Origin of the sequence: Sphingopyxis sp. Root154 (genome assembly GCF_001427105.1) — a bacterium.
GTDB lineage: Bacteria > Pseudomonadota > Alphaproteobacteria > Sphingomonadales > Sphingomonadaceae > Sphingopyxis.
Map to the genome: position 1 here is coordinate 705,303 of NZ_LMGI01000002.1, position 17,746 is coordinate 723,048.

General features: G+C 62.9%; 15 protein-coding genes. 7 read left to right on the forward strand and 8 right to left on the reverse strand.

Annotation, left to right across the window (positions count from 1 at the left end; all coding sequences use genetic code 11):
• Positions 1-13: 13 nt before the first annotated feature.
• Positions 14-1,276, reverse strand: coding sequence for an MFS transporter (locus ASD73_RS09150; protein WP_327196919.1), 1,263 nt, complete (start codon positions 1,274-1,276; stop codon positions 14-16).
• A complete protein-coding gene (locus ASD73_RS09155) occupies positions 1,249-2,679 on the reverse strand; it encodes an amidase (RefSeq protein ID WP_056371665.1) in 1,431 nt (476 codons plus the stop codon). The genes ASD73_RS09150 and ASD73_RS09155 overlap by 28 nt, the downstream gene beginning before the upstream one ends.
• A gap of 58 nt (positions 2,680-2,737) precedes the next feature.
• Between ASD73_RS09155 and ASD73_RS09160 the strand changes: the two genes are divergently transcribed.
• The 3 genes from ASD73_RS09160 (at position 2,738) to ASD73_RS09170 (ending at position 5,520) form a co-directional block, all read left to right on the forward strand.
• On the forward strand, positions 2,738-3,316 hold the full coding sequence (locus ASD73_RS09160; protein WP_056376001.1) for a CGNR zinc finger domain-containing protein: 579 nt from the start codon (positions 2,738-2,740) through the stop codon (positions 3,314-3,316).
• A gap of 292 nt (positions 3,317-3,608) precedes the next feature.
• Positions 3,609-4,823 (forward strand): tryptophan synthase subunit beta, encoded by a 1,215-nt coding sequence (trpB, locus tag ASD73_RS09165; protein ID WP_056371670.1) that lies wholly within the window; start codon positions 3,609-3,611, stop codon positions 4,821-4,823.
• Between the two features lie 142 nt (positions 4,824-4,965).
• Positions 4,966-5,520, forward strand: a complete 555-nt coding sequence (locus ASD73_RS09170) for a fasciclin domain-containing protein (protein ID WP_200934920.1) — start codon at positions 4,966-4,968, stop codon at positions 5,518-5,520.
• 77 nt (positions 5,521-5,597) lie between these two features.
• On the opposite strand, the gene ASD73_RS09175 is transcribed toward ASD73_RS09170, so the two are convergent.
• Together ASD73_RS09175 and ASD73_RS09180 are read right to left on the reverse strand one after the other, a co-directional pair.
• The gene (locus ASD73_RS09175; protein ID WP_082521454.1) at positions 5,598-6,302 is read right to left on the reverse strand and encodes an SDR family NAD(P)-dependent oxidoreductase; all 705 of its coding nucleotides are present in this window, start codon (positions 6,300-6,302) and stop codon (positions 5,598-5,600) included.
• Between the two features lie 148 nt (positions 6,303-6,450).
• Positions 6,451-7,038 carry a helix-turn-helix domain-containing protein gene (locus ASD73_RS09180; RefSeq protein WP_056371674.1) on the reverse strand — a complete coding sequence of 196 codons (588 nt, stop codon included), beginning with the start codon at positions 7,036-7,038 and terminating at the stop codon, positions 6,451-6,453.
• Between the two features lie 131 nt (positions 7,039-7,169).
• Between ASD73_RS09180 and folE the strand changes: the two genes are divergently transcribed.
• From folE to ASD73_RS09195, 3 genes are all read left to right on the forward strand, one after another.
• Positions 7,170-7,781 (forward strand): GTP cyclohydrolase I FolE, encoded by a 612-nt coding sequence (gene folE, locus ASD73_RS09185; protein WP_056371677.1) that lies wholly within the window; start codon positions 7,170-7,172, stop codon positions 7,779-7,781.
• A complete protein-coding gene (locus ASD73_RS09190) occupies positions 7,781-8,713 on the forward strand; it encodes an NAD(P)/FAD-dependent oxidoreductase (protein ID WP_056371679.1) in 933 nt (310 codons plus the stop codon). The genes folE and ASD73_RS09190 overlap by 1 nt, the downstream gene beginning before the upstream one ends.
• Before the next feature lie 104 nt (positions 8,714-8,817).
• Positions 8,818-10,293, forward strand: coding sequence for a phytoene desaturase (locus tag ASD73_RS09195; protein ID WP_056371682.1), 1,476 nt, complete (start codon positions 8,818-8,820; stop codon positions 10,291-10,293).
• A gap of 25 nt (positions 10,294-10,318) precedes the next feature.
• Here the strand turns inward: ASD73_RS09195 and ASD73_RS09200 are convergent, their stop codons facing one another.
• From ASD73_RS09200 to ASD73_RS09215, 4 genes are all read right to left on the reverse strand, one after another.
• On the reverse strand, positions 10,319-10,732 hold the full coding sequence (locus ASD73_RS09200; protein WP_056371684.1) for a response regulator: 414 nt from the start codon (positions 10,730-10,732) through the stop codon (positions 10,319-10,321).
• The gene (locus ASD73_RS09205) at positions 10,699-11,127 is read right to left on the reverse strand and encodes a response regulator (RefSeq protein ID WP_056371686.1); all 429 of its coding nucleotides are present in this window, start codon (positions 11,125-11,127) and stop codon (positions 10,699-10,701) included. The genes ASD73_RS09200 and ASD73_RS09205 overlap by 34 nt, the downstream gene beginning before the upstream one ends.
• A gap of 148 nt (positions 11,128-11,275) precedes the next feature.
• On the reverse strand, positions 11,276-12,223 hold the full coding sequence (hemH, locus tag ASD73_RS09210) for a ferrochelatase (RefSeq protein ID WP_235534272.1): 948 nt from the start codon (positions 12,221-12,223) through the stop codon (positions 11,276-11,278).
• A 488-nt stretch (positions 12,224-12,711) separates the two neighbouring features.
• Positions 12,712-13,884 carry a hypothetical protein gene (locus tag ASD73_RS09215; RefSeq protein ID WP_056371688.1) on the reverse strand — a complete coding sequence of 391 codons (1,173 nt, stop codon included), beginning with the start codon at positions 13,882-13,884 and terminating at the stop codon, positions 12,712-12,714.
• 214 nt (positions 13,885-14,098) lie between these two features.
• Here ASD73_RS09215 and ASD73_RS09220 point away from each other — a divergent pair, with 214 nt between their 5' ends.
• Positions 14,099-17,710 (forward strand): SIR2 family protein, encoded by a 3,612-nt coding sequence (locus ASD73_RS09220; protein ID WP_056371690.1) that lies wholly within the window; start codon positions 14,099-14,101, stop codon positions 17,708-17,710.
• The last annotated feature ends 36 nt before the right edge of the window (positions 17,711-17,746 follow it).

Here is a 17,746-nt window from a genome sequence, read left to right on the forward strand (position 1 = left end):
GCGGGCGGCGAGCCTAGCTGTCCACGGTCGTGGACATGTTCGGCAAATCCGGTCCGGGCGACGATCGAAAATTGTCGAAGGCGGCGATCGCCGCGGCCATCAAATTGGCGCCAAGGCAGGCGACGATGGCGAGGTGATAGCTTTGCGTTGCATCAAACAGCAGCCCGGCCGCGACCGGGCCGACGAGGGTTCCGATCGCCACGCTGGTGTAGAGCAGACCGATAACCCCGCTCAGTTTCGCGGTACCGAAACGATCGGCGACGACCGACGGCAGCACCGCGACCCACCCGCCGTAGAAAATTCCATAGAAGACCGCAAAGATGATGAGCCCGATGCTGCTCGAAGCCGACACCCATAGCCCCATTGAGAGCGCCATCGCGATATAGGTCGCAACGAGAAAGCGGTCGCGACCGATCCGATCGGCGACCCCGCCGAGCAGGAAGCGGCCGGCGGTGCTTCCTGCGCCGATCAGTGCGATGAGCGCTGCTGCGCCGCTTGCCGTCATGCCATGGTCCTGCGCATAGGGAACGAGGTGAACGAACGGGATAAAGGTTCCAAGGCCGCAGGCGAGGCAAGCAAGATAGAGGCGAAGGAATGTCGGCGTAAGAACCATAGTTCGCAAGCTTGCGTCGCGATCATGCGCGTTTGCCGTGGCATCCCGGGGCGCATCCCTCACGAGGAGCGCCATACCGACGCCGACGATGGCCGCCCCTACCCCGAGTATCCAGAATGTCGGGCGCCAACCGAACTGCTCGACCGACAAGGCCGCCAGCGGCGCGACCACCAATGTACCGACCCCGATGCCGCTTACCGCAATTCCCGAAGCAAGCGCCCGGCGAGCCACGAACCATCGCTGTACGGCCGCCAGAACGGGTACATAGGCAAGGCCTATGCCCCCGCCGACGCCCAGCCCGTATGCGAGATAAACCTCGCCGAGGCTTCGTGCGCATCCTGCCAGCATCAACCCGGCGGCGAGCAACGCCATTCCCGCGATCGCGAACCGGCGCGCACCCAAATGGTCGGCAAGCGGTCCGCTGATCGCACCCAGTCCGAAGTAGAGAAATCCGGCAAAACTGAACACAAGAGAGATGCTCGCGCGCGACCCGCCGAACTCCGCCGCCAACGGCGCCATAAAAGCGCTGAAACTATATGCGCTTCCAAAGCCGACGAAAGTGATAGCGAATGCCGCAGAGACCACGATCCAACCACGCGAGCTCTCAGCAAAGGGCTGGGATAAAACGGGGACCGTCATAGCTGGGGATGGCGACGGTGCCATGCCGTCACCAACTGATAGGCGCCGACAGCGCGAAACAAGCTTGCTTCGTCCAGATCTTGACCGACGAGTTGGACGCCGATGGGCAGGCCGGAAGATGCCGCGCCGCCGGGAAAGGTCAGACTGGGGCTGCCCGTCAAATTGAACGGACAGGTGAAGCGCTGAAGCGCCGCCACCAGCTCGGGCTGCGTCCCCAGGGTGCTGATCGTTTCGAGCGTAAGCGGCACCATTGGCTGCGCAGGGGTCAGCACCATGTCGACACCCTGCGTGGCGGCCGCCCACCGCCCACGGAACGTCGCACGTTCGAGGAGTGCATGCTGATAGGCCATTGCGGAGAGCGCGCGGCCCGCGTCGAGAACCCAGGCAAGAACCGGACCATAGACTGCGCCCCGCTTGGGGTAAGTCGCCTCATGCGCCACCGCGGCTTCGACAGCGCAGATCGGAAACCAGGCCGCAACGGCCGGTTCAGGGTCGGGCAGCCGCACATCGATCAGGGTCGCACCCAAAGCTGCCAACTCTCTGGCGACGTCTGCTACGACCGCCGCGACTTCCGGATCAATTCTGGCCTCGACCCAGTCCGGATCGATGCCGACACGCAGTCCAGCGAGGCCCGCATCGATCGCGCCGACATAATCGGCGACCGGTGCCTGAACGGCCGTGGGATCGAGAGGGTCGGAACCCGCGATCGCCTGGAACAGATAGCTTGCATCGCGGGCGCTGCGCGCCATCACACCAACATGATCAAGCGATGGCGCCAACGCAAATATGCCGTGGCGGCTAACCCGACCCCACGTCGGCTTGAGCCCCGTCACACCATTTGCCGCGGACGGCCAGCGGATCGATCCGCCCGTGTCGGTGCCGATCGCGCCGTAGCAGAGGCCCGCTGCGAGCGCGACCCCGGAGCCGCTTGAGGAAATGCCCGGCCAATAGTCGCCTCCCCAAGGATTGCGCGGGGCGGCGATGTCGGGATGGTGATCCGAATAGGCGCCTTCGGTGAGCTGTGTCTTGCCGATGATGACCGCCCCGGCGGCGCGCAAGCGAGACACGATGGTCGCGTCGATGGTCGGCACAAAGTCGCGATGAAGGGGCATGCCTGCAGCGGTCGCCTGGCCAGCAGTCCAGCATAAATCCTTGACCGCCACAGGGACGCCGAGGAGCGGCCCCGCCCCTTCACCGGCTGCGAGCCTCGCATCCGCATGCGCTGCCTGGTCAAGAGCGCTTGCGGCCATCACCGCGGCGAAGCTGTGCAGCTGACTGTCCAGTGCGTCGATTCGAGTTAGCAGGCAGGATGTTGCCTCTGTCGCCGAAATGTCGCGTCTGCGAATGGAATGGGCAAGCTCGTGCAGTTCCAGAAAGTGGAACGGACGGCTTGGGGTCGAAATGGGTGAGACAATCTTTGACACCATTTAAACATATTTAATAGTGTCTCTTGGAGTCAACCACAAAAACTCCTATACTGGTGTCATGAGGCTGTCCGACCGATATGAAGTGCCGCCCGGCGCCGCGCTGCTCTATGATTTCGCCAACACGCTCGACGAGCGGCGCTATGTTGTCGACCACATGCGCCTTACCGGTGGCGATGCAATCGAGACGCCGGCTCGTCTCGGCGCTTGGTTCAAGCAGCACGATCTGAGCGAACACGTGGATGCCGGAGCTTGGCACGACGCCGTTGCGCTCAGGAACGCGCTGCGATCCTATCTGAAACTTCCACCACCCGAGCGGAGGGCGGCCGCGCCGGCACTCGACACTGCGGCATCGATCTACGGACTGAGGGTCGAGACTGATGCAGAAGGCCGAGTAAACCTCATTCCGCAGGCGGGCGCCGATACCCTTGGCATGGTGCTGGTCCAGTTCCATTTGCTTGCGATCACGGGACAACTCGACCGGCTGAAAGCGTGCGCCGATCCAGATTGCGGATGGGTGTTTCTTGATCGATCAAAACCGGGTTCGCGCCGCTGGTGTTCTTCGACCGGCTGCGGCAACCGTCAAAAGACGCGAGCGTATCGCGCGCGCCGAAGCCAGCCGAACGTATCCTCCGTTTAGCGCACCAGGGCTTGCCAATCCGATATCCATTTCCGAACTTGGCCGATTAGAGACGGTCTGCTTTCGGAGCAGCGGTGATGCAAAGCGGACCTCCATCCTATCGACCAACTGCGACATGAGGCAGAGATTTCCGGTGGTTGGTATACCTGGATCGGCAAGGTCGGAACTCGGCGCACCTATGGACAGGTTGTCGATAAGCGGGTTGCACCTCATCAACTGGGCCCATGACGAATGCAGTTGGAGCCCTCGAGACATGACGCGCGCTACGCCCCCGAAGAGCAGCCTTGTTGGCATGGCACCTCCATTCTCGAACAGCCTGCGAAACCAGCCGGATGTGAACGGGCGTTTCGGTCAGTTCGGCGGCCGCTTTGTCCCGGAAACATTGATGCCATTGATCCTCGATCTGGAACGCGAATATTACGCGGCGAAGACCGACCCTAACTTCCGGTCCGACTTCGACGACCTCCTGGAACATTATGTGGGCCGGCCAAGCCCGCTTTATTTCGCCCCTCGTCTGACCGAAGAATTGGGCGGCGCGCAGGTCTGGTTCAAACGCGACGAACTCAACCACACGGGTGCCCACAAGATCAACAATTGCGTAGGCCAGATCTTGCTGGCGATGCGGATGGGCAAGACCCGCATCATCGCGGAAACCGGCGCGGGCCAGCATGGCGTCGCCACGGCGACGGTCTGCGCGCGCTTCGGCCTGCCCTGCGTCGTTTTCATGGGCGCCGCGGACGTGGCGCGCCAGGCCCCCAATGTATTCCGCATGAAGCTGCTGGGCGCCGAGGTGGTCCCCGTGACCGCCGGCGCCGCAACGTTGAAAGACGCCATGAACGAGGCCCTGCGTGACTGGGTCGCCAATGTGCACGATACCTTCTACATCATCGGAACCGCTGCCGGCCCCCATCCCTATCCGGAAATGGTCCGGGATTTTCAGAGCGTTATCGGAGAGGAAGCGCGCGAACAAATGCTGGCGCGCACCGGCAGGCTGCCCGACCTGTTGGTCGCAGCCGTCGGCGGCGGATCGAACGCGATCGGTCTCTTCCACCCCTTCCTGGACGATGCGTCGGTGAAGATGCTGGGTGTTGAAGCGGCCGGCCACGGGCTGGACAAGGACCATGCTGCGTCGCTGGCCGGCGGCCGTCCCGGCATCCTCCATGGCAACAAGACCTATCTGTTGCAGAATGACGATGGTCAGATTGTAGAAGGTCACTCGATCAGCGCCGGTCTCGACTATCCCGGCATCGGGCCTGAACATGCATGGCTGAAGGAAACCGGCCGGGTAGAATATACCTCAGCGACCGACGCCGAAGCGCTCGCCGCTTTTCAGCTGCTTTGCCGCACTGAGGGCATTATTCCCGCGCTGGAGCCGAGTCACGCGATTGCCGCCGTCGGTAAGGTGGCGCCTGCGATGTCGAAGGACAGCATCATTCTTGCTAACCTTTGTGGACGCGGGGACAAGGACATCTTTTCTGTCGCCAAGCATCTTGGAGCCGACCTCTAGGGGCTCGGACAAGGGGGGGAAAATATCACACGATTCTGCCCGAAGGGTCATATTGGCAGTCTTCCCGATCAACCGCATGTCCTCCCCATCCTCGTGAACCTATTTCCCCCACAGATCATGAGGCAATTGAAAGGACTGTTCGATGAAGCTTTCGCTTATCACCCTTCCGCTCGCGGCCGCTGCCATGATTGCAAGCGGCAGCGCCGCTCTCGCCAAGAACCCGATGGTCGGGGGCGCGGCCATGTATGAAACCAAGAATATCGTCGAGAATGCCGCTGCCTCCGCCGATCATACGACCCTCGTCGCTGCTGTGAAGGCGGCCGGGCTGGTCGACACGCTCGCGTCGTCTGGCCCCTTCACGGTTTTCGCCCCCACCAATGCGGCATTCGCGAAATTGCCGGCGGGAACGGTTGAGACTCTGCTCAAGCCGGAAAACAAGGGCACGCTCACTGCCGTGCTGACATATCACGTCGTCCCCGGCCGGTTGACCGCTGCGGACATCGCGGCGCAGGCGAAGGCAAACGGCGGCAAGGCGGTATTTACCACCGTGCAAGGCGCAAAACTTACCGTTTGGCAGAAGGACGGCGCTTTTTATGTGACCGATGCCAAGGGCGGCGTGGCCAAGATCGGGCCCGCCGACGTTCTGCAATCGAACGGCGTCATCCATGTGGTCGACGGCGTGCTCCTGCCTTCGTGACGAAAATGATTGGCTCGCCGGGATTATCCCGGCGAGCCTTTATCTCGGGCGAGCTTTGCCGATCGCCTTCCTCAGTATCAGTAAATGATAGGGTCGCCGTTCCAAGCGAAGAAGCCCCCGCTGTGAGCCGGGGTCAGGCCGTCGATGAGGTCGAGAAGATGCGCGGCGCCCTGTTCGGCCGAAAAGAGTTGACCGGCGGGGACGTTGCGCTGGAAGGGCATCGAGAGACTGGTATCGACCGTCCCGGGATGAAGCGCGACCGCGATGGCGTCTCGGTTCCGCACGCGCGTCTCGATCGAAAAGCAGCGCACTAGGGCATTGAGCGCCGCCTTGGACGCGCGATAGCTGTGCCATCCACCGAGGCGGTTATCGCCGATCGACCCCACCCGCGCCGACAAGAACGCGATCACCGATCTTCGTCGGGGATGCAGCAGCGGCAGGAAATATTTGGCGGCAATCGCTGGGCCGATCGTGTTCACTGAGAATATTTCCGCCATGACTTCAGCGTCGAGCTCTCGATAGCTCTTCTCTGGCCGGATATGCGTACCGCGGTGCAGCAGGCCGGTCGCGACCAGGATCAGATCCAGCGGACCTTCGGCGCCGATGCGGTCCGCTGCTGCTGCCAGAGTTGACTCATCGGCCAAGTTGAAATTGAGACTCTCGACCTTTAGCCGGCTCGGCTCGAACCCACTCCGCGACCCGGCATAGATTTTCGCGAAGTCACCCGACGTCGCCAGCGCCTCGACAAGCGCCGCGCCGATGCCGCCGCTCGCCCCTAGCACGCAAGCTCGCCTGTCCGTCACGCCGTACGCCCCTAGCTATCCTGCCCTGTCGCTGCTTTGCAGCGCGCCTTAGTTGCGCTGCCACGATGCTACAGGTGGCGATAGATGGCCTAAGGTGCAGCGTGCGTCCCGGGCTGGAACCGAAGCGCTAGAAACCGGCCTCCACGGCGAGCCGGATGGCATCCGCAGTCGTCTCCACTCCGAGCGAGCGCAAAAGAGCTGCACGGTGCATCTTGACGGTCCGCTCGGACAGCCCGAGCTCGAAGCTGATCTGCTTGTTGAGACTGCCCCGCGCCATCAGCAGCAGGACTTCACGCTGCCGCGGAGAAAGCCGCTCTACGGCTTGAAGCGCAAGGGCTCTTCGCTCGGACAAGAGAGCCGCATCGTCGCCGACTTCCATTTGCGAGCCAAGAAAATATTCGAGTGCCCCGTCGCTCCCGAAGATGGGCGCAACCAGCACCGCATTGCGGAATGGGGAGCCGCCCTTCTTGTAGTTGAGAATTTCGACGAGCACGGGGCGCCGCTCGCGGATCGACGCGCGAAGCATCTCGCTGAGTTCGGGCTCGGTGTCGGGCCCCGTCAGGAAACGGCAATTGTGGCCGATAATTTCATCGGCGCCGTAGCCCGTCAGGGCGAGGAAAGCATCGTTGCACTCGACGATCGGATTATCGGGGAGCCGGGGATCGCTGATCACCGCCGCGATGGGGCTCGTCGCGATCATCGCCTTGAGAGACATGCGGGAAACGAACCTTGCACCAAGCCGGGGCCACATGCCCCAATGGACATGTTGCGCCATCTGCCCGCGCTCATGCAACCCCCATCCTGCAGGAGCGCCATTTGCGAGCACTCCCCAAGAGGTTCCGAGCAATGAATTTTGTTCCCCACGACAGTTTCGCACCCGGCGAATATCCGGACGAGCAGGTGCCGGGCCATGTCATCGAGGCGGTGAAGGCGATTCTCCGCTGGGCCGGCGATGACCCCGAACGAGAGGGTCTCGCAGGCACCCCGGAGCGGGTGGCGCGCGCGTGGCGCGAATATTGCGGCGGATATCGCGACGAACCTGCTGCCCATCTCGCCCGGACATTCTCGGAGGTAGGCGGATATGACGAGATCGTCCTGCTAAAAGATATCCCCTTTCACTCGCACTGCGAGCACCATCTTGCGCCGATCACGGGCAAGGCATCGATCGCCTATCTACCGAAAGATCGCGTCGTCGGAATTTCCAAGCTCGCGCGCGTCCTCGAAGCCTATGCGCGGCGATTGCAGATCCAGGAACGGCTGACCGCCGAGGTAGCGACTTGCATCTGGGACAATCTGCAGCCGCACGGCGTTGCTGTGGTTATCGAGGCGCAGCACGGCTGCATGACCGGACGCGGCGTGCGAACCCCGGGCGTGGGCATGGTGACGAGCCGATTGCTGGGCTGTTTTCTCGACGATCCGGGCAGCCGCCGCGAACTGCTCGCGCTCATGGGTTACTGATGCGCGTCGCGATCGTCGGCGCCGGGATCGCCGGGCTCGCTTGTGCCGACCGGCTGCGCGCCGCGGGACACAAGGTCGTGCTCTTCGACAAAGCGCGCGGCGCCGGGGGGCGGATGTCCACGCGGCGGACGTTCACCCCGCGCGGTGACATTGCGTTCGATCATGGCGCGACGCATTTCACCGCGCGCTCGCGCGAGTTCCGCTCGATCGTCGATCAATGGCACGCGCAGGGCCTGGTCGCGCCATGGCCGTTGGCCGGCGCGCACGCCTGGGTCGGAACGCCATCGATGAATGCCCCGTTGAAAGCACAGGCGAGCGCACACGACGTCTGGTGGTCTTCGGCCGTCACCGCGCTCACGCGCAATGGTGAAGGCTGGTGGGTCCATATCGAGTCTGTCAGACACGGGCCCTATGATGCGGCCGTCGTCGCCATACCCGCCGAACAGGCGGCGCCGCTGCTGTCGCTCCATGATTTCGACATGGCCCGCGCCGCGATGTCGGTCCGCTCTCATCCCAGCTGGAGCGCGATGTATCTCTTCGCAAAGCCGATCGACACGCTGCCCGATTTCATCCGGGGTGTGGGTCCGATTACTTATGCGGTCCGAAACAGCGCCAAGCCGGGCCGTGCGCCGGGCGAAACATGGGTGGTGCAGGCTGATTGGACGTGGTCGGAGACGCATCTGACGCGCGATCCGGCACGCGTCTGCGATCTCCTGCTCAGCGCACTCGGCGAAGCGGGCGGGACGGCAATGCCCGAACCGCTGCATTCCGACGCCCATCGCTGGCTCTTCAGCCAGCCCTCGGGCCGCGACCCGGAGTTGCAGTGGAACAGCGACATCCGTCTCGGAGCCTGCGGGGACTGGCTTGCGCATGGTTTCGTCGAATATGCATGGCAGAGCGGCTCGGCACTGGGACGGGCGATCGCCGGTTAGCATCATTGACGTGTGCCCTCGCCCCAAAGGACAGGTGGCGGCGCTACTGCGGCGCCACTATGCGCGCGCAGACGTCCCTTCCCTGCTTCATTTGAGGTGCTTTCGTGAAGAATGCAGTCGTTGTCGGTGCGGGAATTGGCGGCCTCGCGCTGGCGATCCGCCTGCAATCCGCCGGGGTGGCGACCACGATCCTCGAGGCGCGCGACCGGCCGGGCGGCCGGGCCTATGTATGGGAGAAGGAGGGTTTCACCTTCGACGCCGGGCCGACCGTCATCACCGATCCCGCGTGCCTCGCCGAGCTTTGGGAACTGAGCGGACATGTCATCGAAGCCGATGTCGATCTCATTCCCGTGACACCCTTCTATCGCCTGAACTGGCCTGACGGCACCAATTTCGATTATGGCAATGATGAAGCCGCGATGGAGACCGCAATTGCAGCGCTGAACCCGCGCGACGTTGCCGGCTATGCGCGCTTCCTCGCCTATTCCGCTGCGGTGCATGAGGAAGGCTATGTCAAGCTGGGCGCGGTGCCCTTTCTCGACTTCCGCTCAATGCTCAAGGCGGCACCGGCGCTCGCGCGGCAACGCGCGTGGCGGTCGGTGTATAAAACCGTTTCGGGCTTCGTCGAGAATGAGAGGCTGCGAGAGGCCCTGTCCTTTCACACCCTGCTTGTCGGCGGAAACCCTATGGCCACGAGCGCCATCTATGCCTTGATCCACAAGCTCGAACAGGACGGCGGCGTCTGGTTCGCGCGCGGCGGAACCAACAGGCTCGTCGCGGCAATGGTCCGGCAGTTCGAACGCCTGGGCGGCAAACTCCGACTCGGCGACCCGGTGGTGCAAATTGCCACCGAGGGCGACCGCGTGTGCGCGGTCGAAACGCGCGCGGGCTTTCGGATGCAAGTCGATGCCGCAGTGTGCAATGCCGATGTGCTCCACAGTTATCGCGACCTCGTCGACCATCCGAGCGCAAGGCGCGGCGCAAAGCGACTGGCGCGGAAGAAATGGTCGCCGAGCCTGTTCGTACTCCACATGGGGGTCCAAGGCCTGTTCCCCGATATTCCCCATCACATGATCCTCTTTGGTCCGCGCTATCGGGGGCTGCTCGACGACATCTACAACAAGGGGGTGCTCGCGGAGGATTTCGCGCTTTACCTCCATCACCCGAGCACCAGCGACGCTTCGCTGGCCCCTCCCGGGCACAGCAGCTTCTACGCCCTGGCACCGGTCCCGCATCTTGGCGATGCCCCGCTCGACTGGGCCATTGAGGGTCCACGCCTCGCGAAGCGGATAATCGCCGAAATCGAAAAGCGGCTTGCCCCGGACTTCGGGTCGAGGATCGTCACGCAGTTCAGCTACGCCCCGCCCGACTTCAAAACCGACCTCGCCGCGCATCATGGGAGCGCCTTCAGCCTCCTCCCCTCCCTCACGCAAAGCGCCTATTTCCGGACCCACAATCGCGACGATGTGATCGACAATCTCTATTTCGTGGGCGCGGGCACGCATCCGGGTGCAGGCATCCCCGGCGTAGTTGCGAGCGCCAAGGCCACCGCTTCGCTGATGCTGGCGGGCGCCGACTGACACACGAATTATCGAACCGCTGCTTCTAGTTTTCGGGACGATCCTGGCGGCGCGAAGCGGCAAGCAACCGCTTGATATGGGCGACCACCATTTCGGCCTCATATGGTCGTTTGAGATGCGGGCCCTCGTCGCACAATTCGCCCGCAGCCTTTGCCGCCGAATTGACATTCCCCGCAAGAACTATTTCGACGGTGGGCAGGCGTTTCTTGACCTGGAGACGCAGCTCGAACGCATTGAAGCGGCCAGGTAGGCTCGCGTCTGCAAGAATGGCGTCGACCTTTGCGCTGCCGAGGTCGAGCGCCGTCATTACTTCGTCCGAGCTCGCCGCCTCGATGACCTTATATCCGCAATGGCGGAGATATTCGGCGAGGGCGTTTCGGATGAGGACGTCGCCATCGGCGACGATCAGGCAGTGAGCGTCTGCGATTGGTCTGGACATGGCTTCCCTATCAGCCGTTCGATGATGTCGATAAGCTGCTGAGCCAAATATGGCTTCGAAACGAAGGCATCCGCCGGATCGGCTTCCTCTGGCAGCAAATGCCCCGAGCAGACGATTACGGGGCGGCTCGCGTCGCTCGCCTTCGACCTCCTCGACAGTTCGATGCCGTCGATATCGCCGGGCATGCGAACGTCCGTCACCATGAGATCGATCGGCTGTCCCGACAGAAGCACCGCCAGTCCCTCCGCGCCGTCGCCGGCTTCTAGAACATGATAACCGGCGTCTCGCAGCGCATCACCCAACATAAGGCGGATGATGAACTCGTCCTCGACGAGGAGAATGGTCTGTGTACGCACTGTTGACCCCTGCCCTGCCGCGATCTCGGACCCGTTCATCGGAACGTGCTCCCGTAGGCGGCAAGACTCTCTAAACGTAAGCCAATCATACAATGTTCCGCATCAAAGGGCTGGCGACACGATTGCCTAACCGAGAGCGTCGACCGGTGGTGTCGCGCAGTTTCCAGACGACTGTCGATCGTCGGCATCAAATCCATCCGCCGAGTTCGCGTCGAACCTGCGCCGCGATCATTGCACTGCCCTGCGCGCTGTCACCGAGACATGGAATATAGGCGAATGCCTTGCCGCCCGCGGCGGCGTGCTGCGCCTTGCCGCGGATCGCGAGTTCCTCGAGCGTCTCGAGGCAATCGGCGGCAAACCCCGGCGCAACGATCGCGACGCTTTTTCCTTCCAGGCCCAGAGTTTCGAGAATTGCGTCGGTCGCGGGCTGAAGCCATTTCGCGCGTCCGAACCGCGACTGAAAAGCAACGGCGACCGGGCGTTCGAGGGCATCGCCAAGCAAGCGGGCCGTCTTGCGGCACTGGCAATGATAGGGGTCGCCCAGTCGCAGGGTTCGCTCGGGCATGCCATGGAAGCTAGCGAGCAGTACGTCTGGTTCGAAATCCAGCGCGCCGAGGCCCGTCACAACCGATTCAGCCAGTGCGGCAATATAGGCCGGCTCGTCAAAATAGGGGGGCATCACGCGGACCGCCGGCTGCCAGCGCAAGTTGGCAAGGTGCGCATTGACGGCGTCGACGACGGTCGCCGTCGTCGCAGAGCAATATTGTGGATAGAGCGGTGCCAAGAGAATGCGACGGCACCCCGCCGCGAGGAGCGCGTCGATTGCCGGCGCTATTCCGGGCGTTCCGTAGCGCATCGCATGCGCAACGACGACCGGGTTACCCAGCGCACTTTGCAATGCGGCAGCCTGCCGGCGTGTGATCGCTGCGAGGGGAGACCCGTCTTCGGTCCAGATCTCGGCATAGGCGCGGGCCGATTTCTGCGGGCGGACGTTGAGAATAATCCCGCGAAGTACCGGCTGCCATAGCAATGAGGGCAATTCTACTACCCGTCGGTCGGAAAGGAACTCGCCGAGATAGCGGCGGACCGCTCCATGCGTCGGCGCATCGGGAGTGCCGAGATTGACGAGCAGCACGCCAACGCGACTGCCTGCAATCGGCGGGTGATCGCCTGGGCGCGCGACAGCGAGACGCGTCCTGTCCCGCGAAAGACCGCGTCGCGCTTCGGGCGCGTTGTCGCGGGCATCAGTTTGCAATTGCCGGTACCTCTTCTTACGCTCCGAAGATCGCTACCCCACACTGCCGCAGTAGCGGCCGCGCGAGCAGCGCTTATGGGTGAGCTGATTTGCGACGAGCTTGGAAATGCCACTAGCGGCTGATGGGGCTCAGGCCGCAGAACGTCATCCTGTCCTAAGGTGCATGGCAAGCCGCATGGCCGCGCCAAGGCCTCGATCGCTAATCCGGCGAGAGGAATGCCATGGCTGGCCGGTAGCAGACCGGCAGGTTTCGGGCGCAGACAGGCGATAGCCGCCGTTGAACCAATGCCCGGTCTCACGATGACGAAATCTTCAAGCCAGCAGCAAGGTTCGATCGGCTATCTGACCACGATACTCCGAGGTGCACATTACGCTTGCGATCCCATCCGCGCGATTGCTCCGAGAAAGGACGGCCATGTGCGGCTTTTCTCGACCCGACGAAGCAGGCCGGCAAAGTCGGGATCGCCGCGGCGCGCGCGCATGAAATCCTCGTGCGTTCGCCGGTCGACAAAGGTGAGATCGGCGTAGGCTCCGAGGCAGCCGAGGTGCCGGTCGCCGATATCGCTGCCAGGATTTTTGGGGCGCGACTGGCGAAAGCGGCGCAGCCCTCGCTCGATGCGCCAGCTCGGAAGCCGATCCAAAGTCGCGCAGTGGCGAAATTCCGAAAGATCTGGCGGCAAATATTCCGCGATTGTTTCGACGCGCGAACGAAATTCGAGCAAATCGATGATGTCGGCCATCGGTCGCTCGGGGTCTAGGTCGGATGGATCGAGGCCCCTGCGGAGAAGATCGTCGCGCACGACATTTCGCGACGCCGGGTCGAGGTGCGAGGCCTCGGCGACGACATGGTGCATGAATTCCGCGGCGAGCGCTTCAGGGTCGGCGACATTGCCGTCGTGACGTAGTGCGATGTCGCTGCCCAGTGCTGCCTTCATTTTCTCGAACTCACCCAACATATCGCCTGATCGGCGAAGCGAGCCACCCAAAAACTCCTTGAGCTTACGCTTTCCCACGTTCGGCAATGTGCCTTGGACCACCGCGGCGATTGCGCTCGACCGCTGCGCCCGCGCCGTGAATTGCTCGCGCAGGATCGGCCAGAATTGCTCATATCCGGCCAGAAGGTCTGCGCCGCTCCGGAATATGATCGCGTCACGGACGACACGATCGCGAGCCTCGGCCGCCGGCGCGGACGGATCATCGGCAATGGCGCAAAGTTCCGTGACCAAAAGATCGCAAATCGACCCCGGTCCGGGTCCGACATGGCAGGCGATTGAGGCGAGAACCGGCCGCGCCTGCAGCCATGCGACCCGGCGGATGACGACAGCATCGTTGCCGTGCGAAAGCAGTTCCTCGAGATGATGTAACGACAGAAGGAAAACAGCACCTGCCGCCTCCATCGCCTTTTCGACGCGTACCGCTTCGGCGCGCCGCGTCCGGTCGCCCGAGGAGGCGTCACGCACCAGGTTGCCGAGCAGCGCAGTGTCCGCGGCAACGGCGAACGGCCGAGCGAGAATGTCGGCCCGAACGCTAGTTTCGCCCAATCGCTATCGCCCGAGATCAGACGCAAGAATCGATACCATCATGTCGGTCTTTATCCTGCGGCAATGAGAACCGAAAGCGGTCGCTAATTTGGTCAGCTGAACCGGGCCATCGACAAAATGATACACCCGTCTCCCACCCCGGCTCCCCTTCATGTCGCCTTGACCTTTTTCAGGTGGTAGACAGTCTGCCCGTCCTCCATCGCCGAGATAGAAATTGTCACTTCGCTTTTCCGAAACGGGTCCCGAATTTCCGGGCGAACTCGTCAACAGTTTGCTCGCAGGAGATGTCGTGTTTCTTTGCGGCACGGGCATCAGCGCCCCGCAGCTCCCCGATTTCAGGACGCTTGTGGACAGGATTTACGAACGGCTGGGCGTCGAGAAATCTCCGTCGCAAGCGCTCGCCTATGACCGAGAACGGTTCGAAGAGGTCCTTGGTTCTCTTTCGCGCGATCTCGCCAACCCTTCCGAGATGCTCGATGCCGCCGCCGCCCTGCTGACAGTCCCTGCCGAGCCGGACCTCGGGCAGGTCGGCACGATCGCGCGTCTTTCGCGCGATCTCAGTAACCGAGTGCTGGTGGTCACGACGAACTTTGACACACTCCTTGAGCGGGCGCTTCACCAAAGCGATCCGCAACTCGACGCCGCCTCGATTAGCTTCGCCGGACAGGCCCTCCCGCCGCCTGGCGGAGCAGACTTTTCTGGAATCATCCATATCCACGGGCGGCTCGTCGATCCGGAATTAGCGCTCGGGGCAACCCCACTCGTCCTCACAAGCTCGGACTATGGCGATGCCTATATGCGATCGGGTTGGGCCTCACGCTTCCTGTTCGATCTTGCCCGCTGCAAGACGATCGTTCTTGTCGGCTACAGCGCGAACGACGCGCCGGTTCGCTACTTCCTCAACGTACTCGAGGCTGACCGTTCCCGCTTTCCCGACTTGCGACGCATTTACGCCTTCGATTCCTATGAAGTAAATTCGGAACAAGCAGAATTGCCATGGGGCACCGTCGCCGTCACCCCGATCGCTTATTGCTGCTTCGATCCGGTAACCGGCGTTCGAAACCACTCACCGCTCTGGAACGACCTGCGCGAACTCGCCGACCTCGCAGAGAGGCCGAAAGCGACGCGCGAGGCGCGGGCCCGGCGCATTATGAGCGAACCGAGTATCGACGCTACCGATGCTGACCTGCGCGAACTGCGCTGGCTCTTCACCGAAACTGGCGACCTCATTCCAACCGCGATCGGCGCGATCGTCGACGCCCGCTGGTTTGACGTACTTGCAGATAATCAGTTCTGGCGGGAAGAAGATGCTCGCTGGGCGATCCCCGCCTGGATCGCGCGTGATTTCGCGCGGCCCGAAAGACTGGCCTTGGCGGCCGTCTGGCAGTCCAAGCTCGGACCCACCTTCAATACCAGTCTCGAGGGCCGGCTGCGGCAGGCTGGCGAGCTCACACCCTTCTATCGTAAAGCATGGCGCCTCATCCTTGCCGGCAATAGCGCACCCCGGGGCGACGATGACGGTGCCTTCGCAATAGAGGAACGGATCAAGTCGGGCCTCATTCTGGCTTCCGATCTTCGCGCCGCGATCGATTGGCTCATCCCCCGTCCGACCTTGCGGCCGCGGCGGCCGCTCGAAACGGGCGACGCAGAGGAGGCAGGTGAACCGACGCGGTTCGCCGACGTGATCTGGGCAGATTTCAGCGTGCCCGAAGCCTACCATGCGCAAGAGATCATCAATCTCCTCAAGGTATTGCCCGACCGGGCAGATGAGATTCTCGATATCGCTACCGGCGCCCTTGCGCGGGCTACGGCCGAAGCCGCCGATTTCGAAGAAATCGCAGAAGACTATGACACCAGCGACTTTGCCGTGCCGTCGATCGAAGATCATGAGCAGAATGAACATCACAACAGTACGCCCTTCCTGATCCGGGCGCTGGTCGATGCCTATGACCGCACGGCCGCCGATGCGCCGGAATATGCGAAAACGATGCACGCGCGCTGGTGGCGGATGCCCGGGCGTCTCGGTAAGCGGCTCACCCTGCACGCGCTTCGCGACAAGAGGACCGCGACCGGAGACGAGGCCTTCGACGCCATCCTCGCGCTCGATGACGGAGATTTCTGGTCGATCCGGCGTGAGATCGCCCTTCTCCTTGAGCATCGCGCAGCGGACGCCAGCCCGGCCTTTCGCGCCACAGTCGAGACGCGTATCATCGAGACTGGCGAGGCCTATTATAAGCGCTACACCGTGGAAGAAGGCCAAGCGGACTGGCGCCAACATGCGCGCGATACCGAGGTTCGCTTGCGCCTGACGGCGCTCGACACTGCCGGAGTGCTGTCGCCGGAGGGCAAGACCGAACTCGACGCGATCCGCGCGCGCTATGAGTATCTCGACCGCGAGATCGAGGACCGGGATTATTTCCACAGCTATAGCAGCGGCGTTCGAATGGTGGTCGGCGACACAGAGCCGATTGTCGAGGCCGCGCCCGACGACAGGCTCGAAGTCGTCCACAAGCTTGTCCAGAGCCACGATATCGAGCGTCAGCAGGGGTGGCACGCGTACTGTCGATCAGACCCGCGCGGCGCGTATCAAACGCTTGCCGCGGCAGACTTCAGCGAACCGAACCTCAAACTCTGGAATGTCCTCCTCGCCGCCCTCAGTTTCAGCGATAAGACCGAAGCGGAGAAGCGGGCCGACGTCATCGTCGACGCCATGGGCACGCTTTGGGCGGCCGAGCCGGCGCAGATCGCGCTGCTCGCGCAAGCACTGGCTGACGTCCTATATTTCGGCCCGCGCGACCGGATCGCCAATCTCGAGGATTGGTGCGACCGGATCTGGAATGCGCTTCAAGCCACCGAGGAGGATGCGGACTTCAGCGGCGACGTCCATAGCATGGCGATCAACCGGGGGTCGGGCCGTCTCGCGCAGGCGCTGCTCCGCGAGCTGAGCAGTTCGATCGAAGCGGGCTCGGACCTTCTCCCACGGCAGATGGAAAGATTGCGGTCGCTCGCCTCTGCGCCGGGCGGCGCCGGCACCTTCGCACGCGTCATTTTTGCCGAGAGCATTGCCTATCTGCTCAGGACGATCAGGCCTCTGGTCGAGACCGACCTTGCGCCGAGGATGGAAGGTCCGTCGGACGAAGCGCAAGTGCTGCGCCGAGTCATGATAGCCTATGGTTCCGTGACACCCGAGATCAGCATGCTGATCCCCGATATCATCGAACTCGCGGTGGAAGAAAGCGCCCCTTCTGGTCATGCTGGCGAGTCAATTGCCGCGCAGTTCGTCCGACCCGCGATCGCACAGCTTCGCGCGGACGAGACCCATCAATGGGGGATCGACGCCCCGCGAGCCGCGCGCATGCTGCGGCGCGCGCCCGACATGGTCAGGACCGGCGCGCTGTCGGTTCTCGGCACTTGGATGAAAGCCGATGACGCCGGCCCCGAAGCCGGCTGGGACGGAATGGCCGAGCCATTCTTCCAACGCATTTGGCCCAAAGAGTCCAAATATGTCGTGGAAGCCCAGAATCAGCATCTCATTGCGATCGCGGTAGGTGCGGGCGGCCGTTTCCCGGTCGCGCTGAGGCGCCTGCGCTGGTATTTTAAGCCTGTCCGCGATCGACGTCCGAGCCTCCACGCCATCAAGGCCAGCACTGCGCCCGAGGCATATCCGCACGAGACGCTTGACCTACTGTGGACGTTGATCGGCCCTGCCGGCCCCACAGGATATGATCTCGCCGACCTGCTCGACCGCATCAAGGCCGCGGAACCGGGGCTCGAAGTCGATCGCCGTCTCCAATCGTTAGACCAACGCGCGTTCCGGTTCAGCTAGCAATGACACGACTCGACATTTAGATTCCGCAATCCG